The organism is Maribacter sp. R86514, from assembly GCF_044597005.1.
Classification (GTDB): Bacteria; Bacteroidota; Bacteroidia; order Flavobacteriales; family Flavobacteriaceae; genus Maribacter.
Genome location: NZ_CP138999.1, coordinates 2,547,458 through 2,562,794, shown reverse-complemented (window position 1 = coordinate 2,562,794; position 15,337 = coordinate 2,547,458). Strand labels below are relative to the sequence as shown.

Genomic DNA, 15,337 nt, shown 5'->3' with positions numbered 1-15,337 from the left:
GATTTGATTCTTACACACTTAATGGCGGGTAAGTTGATGATGATGTATACTGGGTGAACGTAACTATTTCACTTTTGGTACTGAAAAAGCCCTCGTAAAGAGGGCTTTAACATATGTTTGACGCTGTGGTTATCTTATTGTTACAGGTTCTTTGGTAATTCTTACTTCTGCTTTGCCATTTTTCTCTCTAGATTCTATATTTAACGCTTTGTTTTTCTTTAGTAGGTCAATGGCTTTGTCAGACGAAACCTTTTTGCCTTCATAGAAGAATGTTGCTCCTTTTTTTGCCATATCAATGGCATAATCTAATGGAGATGGTGGAGTAGGAGGAGATGGCGGAGGTGGAATAAGATCGGTATTAGTTTTCTTGTAAATTTTAATCTCTGGTGGTCTGTTGGTATAAGGTAGAGTTTGAATTTTAATGTCCTTTTCGTACTTTATAATTTCAAAACCTTCTTCTGAGGATATTTTTTCACCTTCAAAATAGAATTGGGCATTTTGTTTTTCTAGTGAGCGTAAATATTCCATTAGACTAGGGTTGTTTTTAGTTTTGGAGCTATTTGAGTTATAAATGTATACTCTAGTGTTTTCTGGTTTCTTCTCATCATATTTTAGCTCTTCATAAGTGTTGATATAGGCAGTGTTATTATGAGGTAAATTATTCTCTTTGTGCTGAAATAATTCTCCATCGTATGTGTCTTGAGTTGCTATAATCCTTTCAATTTCAGCATCTGCATAATCAGAAGTGTTTGGGGACTTAAGTGCCTTTGGAGCAGGTGGTGGCTCCGGGAAATCAGGGAATGGCTCTGCATTCACTTTTTGTTTTTCAGACATTAATCCGTAGATATATGTTAGTTGATCAACATCTGATTTTAGAATGCGAATGTTTCCGCCTTCGGAAATCATGGTGTTGTATTTTTTAGCTAATGCATTGTAGGTGGAAAGTTGTTTTTTTGTTGCAATCTCTTGTAAAATAATATCGTTAGTTTTTAAAATAACAGTTTCAGGTGTTATCTCAACAATTTCTTCATATTCGTTTTTAGGCATGATATACTTATCTGAAAAAATAGTGATGCTTTTTGTCTTTAGCTTTCTTAATTCTTTGGTAATTGCATCTGTAAAACCAGAATTAATAACCTCTGTAGCATAAATTTGCGCTGATAGTTTATTGTTTTCAATAGCTAATGGAAATTCCACCTTTATCTTTTCATTTAGTTTTGATAGAGGAACAAGTTGATTATTGAACCAAATTTCATTTTCATTCTTTACTTCTATCCAGGCTACTTCTAACAATGGTTCATGATTGACATCAGTTTTATGCTCATTTAATACATTGTTCTTTCTGATAAGTTTTGCTTCATCTACTGTTTTTCCATGATACTCACTTGCTTGAAATCCGTTTTTGCCAAAAATATTCGTAGTTCTTTTACTAAAATGTTCAATGTTAGAAATACCTATAGCTGCTAGTTCTGTCTGAACTTGGTCAATTAATCCATACTGATTTTCATGATAAAGAATATGAGCCGTTAGATAGTTTTTTATGATGTAAGGACCGAAATTTTGATTGGCTCTTAGAACTTCTGTCGAAAGGTTTTCTAATGCTACTGGCTTATTATTGATAAGTAAATCTCCAGTTTTTGTGATTTCTATATTAATGTCTTTAATAGTGTTTTGAGTTATTACATTTTTTTGACTGAAACCATAAAGCATTAAAGCCAATACAGGTAGCAACAATAGACTTCGAATTGCAATTCCTTTTTTTGAGGTTTGTTTTTTCATGATGATGAATCGTTTTTTGATTGATGAATAATTTATGGCATTTGCAATGCCAACTGATTGATGGGTGTTAAAATTGTCGTTTGATAAGTACGACAGTAATGTATTTTGATAGTTTAAGTGGTCTTCTTGACCATTTAGTACAGCACTATCTGCTAAAAATTCATGGTTTAGTTTTATTGTTTTTTTGTAAACGTAAATCAACGGATTAAACCAGAATACCACTTGCAATACCTCCAGAAAAAGAACATCCAAACTATGCCTTTGTATAGCATGGGTTTCTTCATGTAGCAGCACAGAATTAGGTATGCTTTTGGTCTCAAATTTTTGTTTGTTCAGAAATATGTACTTTAAAAAAGTGTGTGGCGGCAGGTGTTCTTTTAATAGGATTCTATAGATAGTACTATGTTTCGTTTTTGGATTATTACGAATACGTTTCCATATTTTAAGTAGATTAAACATAAAGCGAAATGAGAATCCTGCAACTCCTAGTCCGTAGATAGTCCATAGTATTAAAGACCAATTCATGGGCGATTTTTCAATAGCCTGAACTATTGGTGGTATATTCTGGGGTTCATTTATGGATACAATTTGAGTTACTGCCGTGGTGGGTTTTACTTCAATATATTCTGTAAATACAATTTGTGGTATTATAAAAGAAGCGATGATTGCAGTTAATAGAAAGAATCTTTTAAATTGATGCATACTTTCATTCTCCAAAAGGATTTTATAAAAAAGCAAGAAGATGCCCATACATGCGGCAGATTTTAAAAAATAGATTTCCATAATTACTTCTTTTCTATTTCAACATCTATTAGTTTTTTCAGTTCTTCCAATTCTGCTTTGCTTAAATTGGTTTCTTGAGTGAAAAATGATGCGAACTGACTGGCACTATCATTGAAAAAGTTTTTAATGAGTCCGTTAACGTGTTTAGAGAAGTAATCTTTCTTTTTTACTAACGGAAAGTATTCTCTACTTCTACCAAAGTTTTTATAGTCAATAAACTTCTTGTCGGTCATTCTTTTTAAAAGTGTGGCAACCGTTGTAGTGGCAGGCTTGGGTTCTGGGTAAGCATCGAGCAAATCTTTCATGAAAGCCTTCTTTTGCTTCCATAGAATATTCATTAATTCTTCTTCTGATTTGGATAACTGCATTTTCTACAAGTCTAGAGTATGTTCTACAAACATAGAACATATATTTTGATTCTACAAATGTAGAGTAAGTTTTGTTTTTTGCCTTAGGGATAGTAATGAAAAGCCCGCATTCGCTTTTTGCGAAGTGTACTTGTAATGTATAGCCCGACCCCAATTCTTTGGGGAAAGGTCCAATTGACCCACTTAAAAGATGTAAGTTTGTTTTCTTAAACAACCAATAATATGAGTGTATTAGCAGATTTGGAAGCGCGTAGTGGCTCCACTTGCGAATTATGTACGGGAATCGATAATTTAGAGGTTTTTGAAGTAGAACCGGTTTCTATTAGTGGAGTCGATTCAAGTATTTTGGCTTGCGAAACATGCCGTACCCAAATTGAAGACCCGGAGCAGATGGATGCAAACCATTGGCGTTGTTTGAACGACAGTATCTGGAGTGAATATGACTCAGTAAAAGTTGTAGCTTGGCGAATGCTTTCTAGATTAAAATCTGAAGGCTGGCCTAAAGATTTGCTGGATATGATGTATTTGGAACCAGAGGTTTTAGATTGGGCAAAAGCTACTGGCGAAGGATTAGCAGAAAGCGAGAAAATAATTCACCGAGATGTAAATGGGGTAATTCTTGAAAATGGCGATAGTGTGATTTTGGTTAAAGACTTAAAAATAAAAGGTTCTAGCCAAGTAGCCAAGCAAGGTACCGCGGTTCGTAGAATTTCTTTAGATCGTGAAAATGCAGAATACATTGAAGGTAAGGTAGGACCAACCATGATGGTTATCATTACAAAGTATGTGAAGAAAATTTAGTTGTTGATTGTAGGTTCTTAAAATCAGTATCTCATCTATAAAAGATACTTCTAGAACAAAATAAACGTCTTTGCGAGGAGCTTTTTAGCGACGAAGCAATCTGTAAGTTTCGTGTTTTAAAGTTACAGATTGCTTCGCCAAACTCGCAAAGACGTTTTATGTTCAACTGTCAACCATTTACTTCTTGGTCATCTCAGTAAAATATTCATAGAAATAAGGAATGGTTTCAATTCCTTTAAAATAGTTCCATACTCCGAAATGTTCGTTAGGGGAGTGTATGGCATCACTATCTAAACCAAAGCCCATTAGTATGGTCTTGCTTTTTAGTTCTTTTTCAAATAGAGAAACTATGGGGATACTACCTCCACTACGTTGCGGTATCGGTTTTTTACCAAAGGTAGTTTCATAAGCCTTGGATGCTGCTTGGTATGCAATGGTATCAATAGGCGTTACATACCCTTGTCCGCCATGGTGAGGTTTTACAACCACCTTCACACCTTTTGGAGCAATAGCTTCAAAATGTGTTTTGAATAAATCGGTAATTTCTTTCCAATCTTGGTTCGGTACCAATCGCATAGATATTTTAGCAAAAGCCTTACTAGCAATAACTGTTTTTGCACCTTCGCCAGTATATCCGCCCCAAACACCATTAACATCTAATGTTGGTCTGATAGAGTTGCGTTCGTTGGTAGCATATCCTTCTTCTCCGTAAACAGATTCAATATCTAAAGCCTCTTGGTATTTTTCAATACTAAAAGGTGCTTTTGCCATTTCAGCTCTTTCTTCAGCAGAAAGCTCTTCTACCTTATCATAAAAACCAGGAATGGTAATATGATTTTTCTCGTCATGTAGACTAGCAATCATTTTTGTCAAAATATTGATAGGGTTGGCAACAGCGCCACCATATAAGCCAGAATGTAAATCACGATTAGGTCCGGTAACCTCTACTTCAACGTAACTTAGTCCGCGTAAACCTGTAGTTATAGACGGGACATCATTGGCAATCATTCCCGTATCCGAAATTAAGATAACATCGTTGGCCAGTTTTTCTTTGTTCTCGGCTACGTAGATGCTTAAGTTATTACTGCCAACTTCCTCTTCACCCTCGATCATGAATTTTACATTACATGGTAGCTGGTCGGTTTTCACCATAAGTTCCAATGCTTTTACATGCATATACATTTGCCCTTTATCGTCACACGCACCACGTGCAAAAATGGCTCCTTCCGGGTGTAAGTCCGTTTTTTTAATAACTGGCTCATATGGTGGTGAAGTCCATAATTCTAATGGTTCGGCAGGTTGTACGTCATAATGACCATAAACCAGTACGGTTGGTAGGTCTTTATTTATAATTTTTTCGCCATAAACTATCGGGTAACCGGCTGTTTCATGAATTTCAACAATATCGCAGCCCGCACCCTCTAATCTAGTTTTTACCATTTCTGCGGTATTTAAAACATCTTGCGAATAAGCAGGATCTGCACTAACAGACGGGATCTTAAGTAGTTCTATGATTTCGTTTAAAAATCTGTCCTTATTTTCCGCTATATAATTCTTTACGTTTTTCATGTACTTTTTTATATGACTTTCGATAAAAGTACAAAAAGCGTAATTTTTAAATAGCTAAAATTTAGAGAATTGATTTTTTGCATTATATTTGCACCCCGATAATCACATATCGTGATTTAGGAAAGTATGCAGGCGTGGTGGAATTGGTAGACACGCTAGACTTAGGATCTAGTGCCTTGCGGTGTGAGAGTTCGAGTCTCTCCGCCTGTACAACGAGAAGCCTTTCAGGAAACTGAGAGGCTTTTTTTATGGAAAAAAATATTGGAGATTCTATTCGGAGAGATGAGAAGTTTATCCTGAGCGCAGCCGAAGGGAGTCTCTCCGCCTGTACAACGAGAAGCCTTTCAGGAAACTGAGAGGCTTTTTTTATGGATGAACTTTTTAAATAAGCACTTTAGAACTTCCCTTTTAAAACAGATCTGTAAGTTTTAACCTTTATTTACTTCTAATGCTATAGGTTAAGTCAAATAGTAGAAAGGATAATTATGGGGTTCGAAAAAGTATCGTTTACAAATTCTGAAGGAAAACAATTAGCGGCTAGGTTAGAAGTGCCTAACAATCAAGTGGCGCATAGTTATGCAATTTTTGCCCATTGTTTTACGTGTAACAAGAATTTTTCTGCCGTTCGTAATATATCAAGAGCTCTAGTAAATAAAGGTATTGCGGTACTTCGATTTGATTTTACCGGGTTAGGAGATAGTGAAGGTAGTTTTGAAGACACTAATTTTTCATCGAACGTTTCTGATCTTATTCACGCGGCTAATTTTTTAGAAGAAAATTATAAGGCTCCTTCTCTTTTAATTGGACACTCGCTTGGTGGTGCAGCTGTTATTTTCGCAGCTTCTCAGCTTGAATCTGTTGTCGCCGTTTCAACTATTGGGGCTCCATCTTCACCAGCTCATGTAAAACATTTATTTAAATCTAATGTGGAGGAAATAAATGCGTTAGGAAAAGCAAAAGTGAATATTGGCGGTAGAGACTTCACCATTAAAAAAGATTTTATCGATGATATTGAGTCAAAACCTATGAAAGAGGTTTTAAAGAACTTGAGAAAACCATATTTGGTCATTCATTCGCCACAAGATACTATTGTGGGTATTGAAAATGCAAAAGAACTCTATCAATACGCGCATCATCCTAAAAGCTTTATTTCAATAGATAAGGCGGATCATCTTTTGACGGATAATGAAGATTCTACATATGTAGGTAATGTTATTGCCGGTTGGGCAGAGCGTTATTTGGATATTCCTAAGAGAGCACCTTTAGAGACTGCTCATCAAGTAGCGGTGAGTATAGGTAATGAAGGTTTTACCTCTGAAATAGTTTCTGGTAATCATTTTTTGATTGCAGATGAGCCTACTGATTTTGGTGGAAACGATTTTGGTCCTTCTCCGTATGATTATGTTTCATCGGGATTAGGAGCTTGTACAGCGATGACATTGAGAATGTACGCCACTAGAAAAAAATGGGATTTACAAAGAATAATAGTACATGTTGATTATGGCAAAGAGCATGCCCCAGATTCTGAAAACACAGCAATGATTAAGAAAATAGATACCTTTAAAAGAAAAATAGAACTGTTCGGTAATCTAGATGAAAAACAACGTCAGCGGTTATTGGAGATTGCTAATAAATGTCCTGTACATAAAACTTTAACGATTGGTTCTACAGTATTAACGGAATTAAAATAGAATTAAATATTTAAGATATGATACAAGCAATTTGGAATAACGAGGTAATCGCAGAAAGTGATGCCACAGTAGTGATCGAAGGAAATCATTATTTTCCTCCAACAGCAATAAAACAAGAATTTTTTAAAGGTACCGAGACCCATACAAACTGCCCTTGGAAAGGAGTAGCGTCGTATTATGATATTGAAGTGAATGGAGATGTTAATAAAGATGCTGCATGGTATTATCCTGAAGTTTCAGAACTAGCCAAGGGAATTAAGGGTTATGTGGCTTTTTGGAAAGGCGTAGAAGTAAAATAGTTTATATTAAAAAAGGTCAGCTTTTGGCTGACCTTTAAATTTTTCACTTAAATATTTTTTGCATTTATGCAGTAGCATTTTGTGGTGCCCAATGGCTACAAGACATACCAGGTGCTGCCTTTTGTGGATTAGCACAATCACTTGTTTCAAACTTTACACAGGTTACACAATTGGTGTCATCTTTTAAAGTGGCTTTCATTTCAAAACTATCACACGTATAACTATTTCCTACTTTTACGCCGTGCACTTTACAAGTATTGCCTTCAACCAAATTATCACAATTAACACAACTATTTCCAAATCTTATCGACATAATCTTCCGTTTTAAATTCATATTAAAACTAGACCCTTCATCCTTTAGAAGCAATTTAAATAACTGTTTTTCAGTAGTATGTATTTAGATTATTTAAAAATAATACTTTGTTAAAAGCAACATAAGCGGTATTTTCAGGTGTTTTTAATCGAAAATGAAATTACTATTTCAATCAAAATTAAGACCTAGGTAAATATAAGATGACTATAAATGTTAGATTTGAAATATCATTTTGAATGAATGTAATTTAGACTTTCTCGATACTTAGTTTTATGAATGAAAGAAAATCTAGCAAGTCATATTTTATGTCTTTTTTGATTTAACATACAACGGTATTCAGTTCTTCTCTCGTTATAAATGCATTATATTTAAATGCAACTAATTTTGATTTTCCTAAAAATAATCATGAAGCCGTATTATTACATTTTTCTTTTGTATTCTTTATTTGTTTCTGCTCAAGAAATATCTCCTATTCAAAATTATACTCCTATTGAATATAATGCCGGTAATCAAAATTGGAATTTAAGCCAGTCAGAAGATCAAACTATATATGTTGCAAATAATAGTGGCTTGTTAGCATTTAATGGCACTACTTGGCAATTATATCAGGCTCCTTTTGGTACTCCTGTTAAATCTGTAAAATCCATTGGAAGCAAAATTTATACTGGAGGTTACATGGAATTCGGCTTTTGGGAAAAGGATGATTTAGGGGTTTTAAATTATAGTTCGTTATCCTCTGAATTAAATGAGCCATTAATTGACGATGAAGACTTTTGGAATATTACTCAGTTTAAAGATTGGGTTTTGTTTCAATCTTTAGATAGGATTTATATATATAATTCTAAAACAGGCTATTTTGAAATATTAAATGCAAAAAATACAAGAGCAAAAATTTTTGAAGTTGGGGGGAAGGTCTATTTTCAAATAAAGGATAAAGGTTTTTTCACTTTAGAAAATGGCAAACCACTCTTGGTTTCCGATGATTTTATCTTTAAAAATAATAATATTGTTGGTGCATTTCCATTTGGAGATAATATGTTAGTTATTACTGAAAATGGAGCGTTTTTATACTTGAAAGATGGTCATCTTGAAAAATGGAAGATTAAATCAGAGATAGATTTGTCAGCAGTAAAAGTTTATAGTTCTCTGATTTTAAATGATGGGACTTTTGTTCTGGGAACTATTTCAAAAGGTATTTATCATTTAGATAAGGACGGAAAAATAGTTGAACATATAAATCAAGAAAAAGGACTTAACAATAATACAGTTCTTTCTTTATTTCAAGATGATGATCATAATTTATGGCTGGGTCTGGATAATGGGTTAAGTGTTTTAAATCTAGATTCTCCGTTTAAAGAATATATAGATCATATAGGTGCTCTAGGAGTGGTTTATACTGCTAAGAAAATGAATAATGTTTTGTATTTAGGTACAAATCAAGGACTGTTTTATAAAAGTGACGAGGAGGAAGACTTTAAACTAGTCAAAGGTACGGAAGGTCAGGTATGGATTTTAAAAGAAATTAACGGTACTTTGTTTTGTGGGCATCACAAAGGTACCTACGTTGTTAAAAATGATACTGCTACCCTTATTTCAGATTATCCAGGTACTTGGGATATTCAACCTATAAAAACAAATTCAGAGTTACTAATTCAAGGTAATTACAAAGGGTTGAGTATTCTTGAATTTAAAAACGGAGCATGGAAATACAGAAATAATATAACGGGATTTGATAGCTCAAGTAGATTTTTTGAGTTTGTGGATAATCATCGAATATTAGTTAACCACGATTATAAAGGTGTTTTTGACATAAAGGTAGATGCAACATATACATCAGCTTTAGATGTCAAGCAAATTGAATCGAAAGGTAACGGATCAAGCTTGTTGAGATATAACAACGATATAGTATATTCTACTATTAACGGTGTTTTCAAGTTTAGTGCTAAAGAGAATAACTTTGTTTTAGATACATTGTTGACCAGTAAATTTTTCACTAAAAATGAAAGTATTCTTGGGGTGCTAAAATCTACTAATGATTTTGAGAGGTTATGGGGTTTTACAGATGATAATATTATTAGTGTTTCTACAGGGCACTTAAGTGAAGAACCAGAAAGTATTAAAATATCTATTCCCAATTTTTTTAGAAGAAGTATGGGAGTTCTTGGTTTTGAATCTGTAGTTCATTTAGAAAATGAATTGTATTTAATTGGAATTTCTAATGGTTACGTTACTTTAAATCTTAGTAATGTTAAAATGCAAGATTATAATATCAGTCTTAATAGTGTTTTACGTAAGGCTTATAATGCTCTAAGCGTTCCTGTCGCCTTTAAAGACAATGACAAGTATGCATATGATCAAAATAGTCTAAGCTTCAATTATAACATTACATCATATGATAAATTCACTGAGGTTTATTACCAGTATAGATTAGACGGTTTTTACAATGATTGGAGTAATTGGGATACTGGGTCAGAAGTTTCTTTTAATAATTTACCTTATGGTTCCTATGAATTTGAGGTTAGAGGAAAAGTAGGTAATGAATTAACCAAAAATACATCTTCTTATAGGTTTGTTATAGAACGACCATGGTACATCTCTTACTGGGCGCTGTTGGGTTATATGATATTAGGTGCTTTCCTAGCTGTTTTAATTCATAAGATGTACAAGGATTATTACAAGAAACAGCAAAGGAACCTTGTCAAGGAGAATAATAAGAGGTTGAAACGTAAAAAGCTGAAAAATCAAAGAAAGATAGTTCAAATAAAGAATGAACAGCTGCAAGAACTTGTAGAAAGCAAAAATAGAGAACTAGCTATTTCTACAATGAGTATTATAAAAAAGAATGAGTTTTTGAATACTATCAAAGAAAAGTTGAAAGATAGTAGTGATATTCCACTGATAAAATCTGTAATTAAAACAATAGATAGTAATATTAACAATGCAGATGACTGGAAATTTTTTGAAAGTGCATTTAATAATGCAGATAAAGATTTTCTGAAAAAGGTGAAAGAAAAGCATTCTGAGTTATCTGCTAATGATTTAAAATTATGTGCATATTTAAGATTAAACCTGTCTTCTAAAGAAATTGCACCTCTTTTAAATATATCGGTCAGAAGTGTTGAAGTGAAACGATACCGCCTGCGTAAAAAAATGAATCTTCCGCACGAAACTGGATTAACAGACTATATCATTAATTTATAATCTCCACTACAATACTCAAAAACACCACAACATTACCACAACAATAGCTGTTTTTATGTATTTGTGGTGTATGTTTTGTTGCTGATTTTTAGTTGATAATTCACGACTTTGTTTATCATAATCTCTTTTTTGAGCCATTTATTTTGTATTGTATGTTTTTTGTAGTGGTAAAAATTTACAATTTGATAATTGCATATTGTAAATTGCATAAGCGATTATCTTAGTTTTAACACTACATAGTTAGTTGGTGTTATGTTTAGATAAATTGTAAATCAAATAATTAACTCAAAAAATTAACTATGAAAAAATTAAAGTACATCATGGTGTCGGTATTTGCAGTAATGATGAGCTGCGATGGTGATGACATTGATATTCCAGAATCGGTTACGCCTTCTAATCTTACGGTTAGTGCTCAGAACATGGGCGAAGGTGTATTCGACTTTACAGCATCAGCAACAAATGCTAATTATTATCATTATGATTTTGGTGATGGCACAAGTGCTCTGGAAACTTCTGGAGCAACTTCAAAAACCTATGAAGAAATAGGTGATAATACATATACTGTAACTATTACTGCGGGTTCAACTGAAGGTAAAAAGATATCTGAGACTTTAGAGATTTCTGTTTCATTAGCTTTTACCGATACTGAAACGGTAACATTTTTAACTAACGATAGCTCAAAAACTTGGTTTTTAGCGGCATCTCAACAGGGTCACTTAGGACTTGGACCTGCTAGAGAAGGTATTGATGGCGATTGGTGGTATCCTAAATGGTATTCCGCTGCTGCATTTGAAAAATGTGGAACGGAAGATTCTGATTGTCTTTGTGATGATGAACTTACGTTTTCAGTAAATGCGACTGGTGGTTTAGTTTACAGTTTGGATAATAAAGGTCAAACATATTTTAATGTAGGTCATAAAGCTGTTGTTGGCGGAGGTGAGGATATTGATTTTTGTTATGATTTTGATACTTCAGGTGAAAAAGCAGTTCAGCTTTCTGAAGTAGAAGGAAATGTTCCAGAGGGTGAGACAACTGGAATACAAATGACATTTTCTGATGGAGGTTTCATGGGGTACTATGTAGGTTCTTCTGTATATGAAATACTATCTATAAGCGAGGATTTCTTATATGTAAGAACATATGATACGGAGAATGCTGATTTAGCGTGGTATCATAAATTTACTTCTGATGTTGCTGTTGATGGTGGAGACGAAAGTCTTGAAACCATTTATACCAATTTAGTTTGGTCAGATGAATTTGATGTTGATGGTGCACCAAATGCTGCCAATTGGGGTTATGACCTTGGCGCAGGTGGCTGGGGTAATGGTGAGGCTCAAACATATACAGATGCAGCTGAAAACGTTAAAGTTGAAGACGGTGTTTTAAAAATTACCGCTATAGCTGGTGAGGGAGAAGCAGCTGTTCACTATTTTGATGAAATGACATTAGTCGATGGAAGTGGTGCTACGCAAACTTTAGAAGATTTTGAAGGTGCGGCCCCTGTTTTTACTGGTTTTGGTGGTGTTGGTACTGCAGTTATTGCAAATCCGGATCCTACGGGAGAGAATACTAGTGCTAATGTGGCAGAATCTACTAAAGCTTTAGGTGCTGAGACATGGGCAGGTTCTTTCTTTGATTTGTCTGCACCGGTTGATCTTGTTGCATATCCTAGTATTAGTTTAAAAACATGGTCGCCTGCAGCTGGAGCCAATATAATTTTGAAACTTGAGAATCAAGCTAATGCTGATGAGAATGTTGAGGTAAGCGTAAATTCAACTGTTGCAAATGCCTGGGAAACACTAACATTTGATTTCACCGGTGTTCCTGTTGGTACTTATGACCGAGTTGTGTTGTTTTTTGATTTTGGTGTTTCTCCTTCTGGTGGAATCACTTCGGGTCGTATTAAATCTGAAAACTTATTCGAGTTTACTTACGGTAGAGTTGAGATAAGAGCTAAACTTCCATCAGCTGGTGGTACTTGGCCTGCATTATGGGCTTTAGGTGCTAATTTTGATGAAGTTGGTTGGCCTACGGCTGGAGAGATAGATATTATGGAACATGTTGGTAATAATAACAATACTATTAGTAGTGCATTACATTATCCTGGTAATTCTGCAGGTAATGCCGTAGTAGGATCTACGCCAGTGGAAAATGCAACTTCTGAGTTTCATAATTATACTGTAGAGTGGACGCCTGATAGTATTAAGTTTGTTGTAGATGATCAGTTAGTGCATAACAGTTTTGTGAACAATGCTACAACACCATTCAATGCTGATTTCTTTTTAATAATGAATGTCGCTATGGGTGGTACACTAGGTGGTACTATCGATGCGGCTTTTACAGAAGATACTATGGAAGTAGATTATGTGAGAGTTTATCAATAATAACATTTGGTTTATATAAAGGGCTGTTGATTTCTAAATCAACAGCCCTTTTGTTTTTCTTTAATAATTTTAGAAGAATTATAAGATTAAATATTACATGAATTGATCATATAAAAAATGCCCCTTGAATAAGGGGCATTTTTTTTAAAGTAATTTTTTCTCAATAAGGATTTGGTATTAAAAGATTAGACAATCCCCAAAAGGGCTAAAAAAGCTCCTACCACAACTACAGCTAAAAATGCATGCATTGCAATAACAAGCACGGAGAGATAAGTTTCTACTCCGGTTTTAAATGATAAATTGTTCATAACATTACCTACTTTAAAGTTACACTACTAAAGTTAGTTGAATTAAGCAACAATTCCATAGAAAAAGTTGTAAAACTCTCTTTAATAGATGTAAAATCTTACATTTTTGTGGTATATGTTTTTTAAAATATGCATTTCAGCCTAGAAAATGGTATCTCGTCGATAACTGAATTACAGCACTTTAGAATTTTATATCACAATTTGTAGCTTTCGTAAGTATTATTATGATGAAATCTATTTAATAAGATTCAACCAATCTGCTATGCCTGCCAAGGGTACAGATAAAAGTATTATTACCAAGCAGGTAACCATTAATTTAAGAAATCCATTGAGTATTTTAACTCCTGAAGTTAGTTCTTGTTCCATAATCATTATTCTATTGTTCTGCTTTCAATATGGTAGATCTAACCTAAAGTGCTGTTAAATAGAAGGGTAAAATCGATTAACGTATAGAAAGTATCTGTGTAAAGTATGTTTTCTATACAATAATTAACAGTTATGAAAATGGTTTATTAAATAATACAGAAGGTGTTTAATTGAAAATAATTCAATTATTTGATGTTAAAACTGCATTTAATTCAGAAACAATACGTTCGGTGGCACCAGCTTTTTCTTTGATGTAGCCTGTGTTTAAAAGACCGATTTTTGACCTGTAGTCAATATTTTCAAAGCACTTATCTGCATGCTCTTGGAATTCATTATTATTTTTTATAGAAATGACACCGCCTAGTTGTACCAATTCTTCTGCCTCGGCAAATCCATCATACTGTGGACCTATAATAACCGGGATACCGAAGACGCCTGGCTCTAATGTATTGTGCAATCCTGTAGCAAAACCACCACCTACATATGCAATGTCGGCATAGCTATATACTTTGGTCAAAATACCTATGGTGTCAATGACAAGTACATTATATTCAGCTAAAGTTGCGTGTTCCATTTCTGTATAGCGTATTACTTTTTTGTCAATAGCTGCTATTATCTCTTCAATATAATTATCCTTGATGGCGTGCGGAGCTATCACAAATTTTATTGGCTGAACATTTTTATTGATATAGTCTATAATGATTTTTTCGTCCTCTGCCCATGTGCTTCCTGCTACAAAGCAGTATTTATCATTTTTAAAGCGGGTCATGAAATCTAATTCGTTGTCACGCGCTACTATTTCACTTACTCTATCAAAACGAGTATCCCCGGCAATGGTTACATTAGTATAGTCAACGGAATTTAATAATGATTTTGATTTTTCGTTTTGCACAAAAAAGTGCGAGAAGTTATTTAATGCGTTGCGCATAAAACCACCATACCACTTAAAATAAATTTGATTGTCTTTAAATAATGCTGAAATTAAATAGGTAGGAGTATCAGCCTTTTTTAAGGCATTTAAGTAGTTGGGCCATATTTCATATTTAATAAAAATGGCGATATCTGGGTGTGCGGCTTTCAAAAAGGACTTTACTTTCCGCTTTGTATCCATTGGTAGATAGCAAATAACATCGGCTATTTTGCTATTCTTTTTTACTTCGTATCCTGAAGGAGAAAAAAAAGTAAGTATTATTTTATGTGCAGGATGATGAATTTTTAATTGTTCAATAACAGGTAGTCCTTGTTCATACTCGCCTAAAGATGCTGCATGAATCCAAATAACGCTGTCTTTTTTTGAAATAGATTGCTTAATAAGCGAAATAGATTCATTTCTGCCCTTTACAAATAGCGATAGTTTTGAATTCACCAATGCCAATACCTTTAAAATGGCAGATGCGCTTATGACAAGAAGATTATAGAGAAAGTTCAAACAGATGCTTTTAGGCTAAATTACGTTTCTTCCATAAAATTAGTGT

General features: G+C 33.9%; 12 protein-coding genes and 1 tRNA gene. 6 read left to right on the top strand and 7 right to left on the bottom strand.

Annotation, left to right across the window (positions count from 1 at the left end):
- Window positions 1-129: 129 nt before the first annotated feature.
- Window positions 130-2,562 carry a M56 family metallopeptidase gene (locus SJY30_RS11245; protein WP_396632272.1) on the bottom strand — a complete coding sequence of 811 codons (2,433 nt, stop codon included), beginning with the start codon at window positions 2,560-2,562 and terminating at the stop codon, window positions 130-132.
- Window positions 2,563-2,564: 2 nt separating this feature from the next.
- Window positions 2,565-2,930, bottom strand: a complete 366-nt coding sequence (locus tag SJY30_RS11240; protein WP_396632271.1) for a BlaI/MecI/CopY family transcriptional regulator — start codon at window positions 2,928-2,930, stop codon at window positions 2,565-2,567.
- Window positions 2,931-3,152: 222 nt separating this feature from the next.
- On the opposite strand from SJY30_RS11240, the gene SJY30_RS11235 reads away from it, so the two are divergent.
- Window positions 3,153-3,731 (top strand): PhnA domain-containing protein, encoded by a 579-nt coding sequence (locus tag SJY30_RS11235; protein ID WP_396632270.1) that lies wholly within the window; start codon window positions 3,153-3,155, stop codon window positions 3,729-3,731.
- 177 nt (window positions 3,732-3,908) lie between these two features.
- Here the strand turns inward: SJY30_RS11235 and SJY30_RS11230 are convergent, their stop codons facing one another.
- Window positions 3,909-5,300 carry a dipeptidase gene (locus SJY30_RS11230; protein ID WP_396632269.1) on the bottom strand — a complete coding sequence of 464 codons (1,392 nt, stop codon included), beginning with the start codon at window positions 5,298-5,300 and terminating at the stop codon, window positions 3,909-3,911.
- Between the two features lie 128 nt (window positions 5,301-5,428).
- Between SJY30_RS11230 and SJY30_RS11225 the strand changes: the two genes are divergently transcribed.
- The 3 genes from SJY30_RS11225 to SJY30_RS11215 all read left to right on the top strand — a co-directional run bounded on the left by SJY30_RS11225 (window position 5,429) and on the right by SJY30_RS11215 (window position 7,290).
- Window positions 5,429-5,510, top strand: a tRNA-Leu gene (locus SJY30_RS11225).
- Window positions 5,511-5,785: 275 nt separating this feature from the next.
- Entirely contained in the window at window positions 5,786-6,991 is a 1,206-nt protein-coding gene (locus SJY30_RS11220) for an alpha/beta fold hydrolase (protein ID WP_396632268.1), read from the top strand.
- A 20-nt stretch (window positions 6,992-7,011) separates the two neighbouring features.
- Entirely contained in the window at window positions 7,012-7,290 is a 279-nt protein-coding gene (locus SJY30_RS11215) for a DUF427 domain-containing protein (protein WP_209435205.1), read from the top strand.
- A 64-nt stretch (window positions 7,291-7,354) separates the two neighbouring features.
- Here the strand turns inward: SJY30_RS11215 and SJY30_RS11210 are convergent, their stop codons facing one another.
- The gene (locus SJY30_RS11210; protein ID WP_396632267.1) at window positions 7,355-7,603 is read right to left on the bottom strand and encodes a hypothetical protein; all 249 of its coding nucleotides are present in this window, start codon (window positions 7,601-7,603) and stop codon (window positions 7,355-7,357) included.
- Between the two features lie 405 nt (window positions 7,604-8,008).
- Between SJY30_RS11210 and SJY30_RS11205 the strand changes: the two genes are divergently transcribed.
- Both SJY30_RS11205 and SJY30_RS11200 read left to right on the top strand, forming a co-directional pair.
- Window positions 8,009-10,804: a triple tyrosine motif-containing protein gene (locus SJY30_RS11205; RefSeq protein WP_396632266.1), complete on the top strand. Its 2,796-nt coding sequence runs from the start codon at window positions 8,009-8,011 to the stop codon at window positions 10,802-10,804.
- Window positions 10,805-11,103: 299 nt separating this feature from the next.
- Window positions 11,104-13,188 (top strand): family 16 glycosylhydrolase, encoded by a 2,085-nt coding sequence (locus SJY30_RS11200; RefSeq protein ID WP_396632265.1) that lies wholly within the window; start codon window positions 11,104-11,106, stop codon window positions 13,186-13,188.
- 185 nt (window positions 13,189-13,373) lie between these two features.
- Here SJY30_RS11200 and SJY30_RS11195 read toward each other — a convergent pair whose 3' ends face one another.
- The 3 genes from SJY30_RS11195 to SJY30_RS11185 all read right to left on the bottom strand — a co-directional run bounded on the left by SJY30_RS11195 (window position 13,374) and on the right by SJY30_RS11185 (window position 15,291).
- Complete coding sequence (locus tag SJY30_RS11195) at window positions 13,374-13,496, bottom strand: hypothetical protein (protein ID WP_262493301.1); 123 nt, start codon at window positions 13,494-13,496, stop codon at window positions 13,374-13,376.
- A 234-nt stretch (window positions 13,497-13,730) separates the two neighbouring features.
- Window positions 13,731-13,862 (bottom strand): hypothetical protein, encoded by a 132-nt coding sequence (locus SJY30_RS11190; RefSeq protein WP_262493302.1) that lies wholly within the window; start codon window positions 13,860-13,862, stop codon window positions 13,731-13,733.
- A gap of 181 nt (window positions 13,863-14,043) precedes the next feature.
- The gene (locus tag SJY30_RS11185) at window positions 14,044-15,291 is read right to left on the bottom strand and encodes a 3-deoxy-D-manno-octulosonic acid transferase (RefSeq protein ID WP_396632264.1); all 1,248 of its coding nucleotides are present in this window, start codon (window positions 15,289-15,291) and stop codon (window positions 14,044-14,046) included.
- Window positions 15,292-15,337 lie beyond the last annotated feature (46 nt).

What these genes read in the sequence shown, in the direction of transcription:
- SJY30_RS11230 (WP_396632269.1), bottom strand. Translation starts at nt 5,300, where the DNA reads ATGAAAAACGTAAAGAATTATATAGCGGAAAATAAGGACAGATTTTTA.
- SJY30_RS11220 (WP_396632268.1), top strand. Translation starts at nt 5,786, where the DNA reads ATGGGGTTCGAAAAAGTATCGTTTACAAATTCTGAAGGAAAACAATTA.
- SJY30_RS11240 (WP_396632271.1), bottom strand. Translation starts at nt 2,930, where the DNA reads ATGCAGTTATCCAAATCAGAAGAAGAATTAATGAATATTCTATGGAAG.
- SJY30_RS11195 (WP_262493301.1), bottom strand. Translation starts at nt 13,496, where the DNA reads ATGAACAATTTATCATTTAAAACCGGAGTAGAAACTTATCTCTCCGTG.
- SJY30_RS11245 (WP_396632272.1), bottom strand. Translation starts at nt 2,562, where the DNA reads ATGGAAATCTATTTTTTAAAATCTGCCGCATGTATGGGCATCTTCTTG.
- SJY30_RS11210 (WP_396632267.1), bottom strand. Translation starts at nt 7,603, where the DNA reads ATGTCGATAAGATTTGGAAATAGTTGTGTTAATTGTGATAATTTGGTT.
- SJY30_RS11190 (WP_262493302.1), bottom strand. Translation starts at nt 13,862, where the DNA reads ATGGAACAAGAACTAACTTCAGGAGTTAAAATACTCAATGGATTTCTT.
- SJY30_RS11200 (WP_396632265.1), top strand. Translation starts at nt 11,104, where the DNA reads ATGAAAAAATTAAAGTACATCATGGTGTCGGTATTTGCAGTAATGATG.
- SJY30_RS11205 (WP_396632266.1), top strand. Translation starts at nt 8,009, where the DNA reads ATGAAGCCGTATTATTACATTTTTCTTTTGTATTCTTTATTTGTTTCT.
- SJY30_RS11235 (WP_396632270.1), top strand. Translation starts at nt 3,153, where the DNA reads ATGAGTGTATTAGCAGATTTGGAAGCGCGTAGTGGCTCCACTTGCGAA.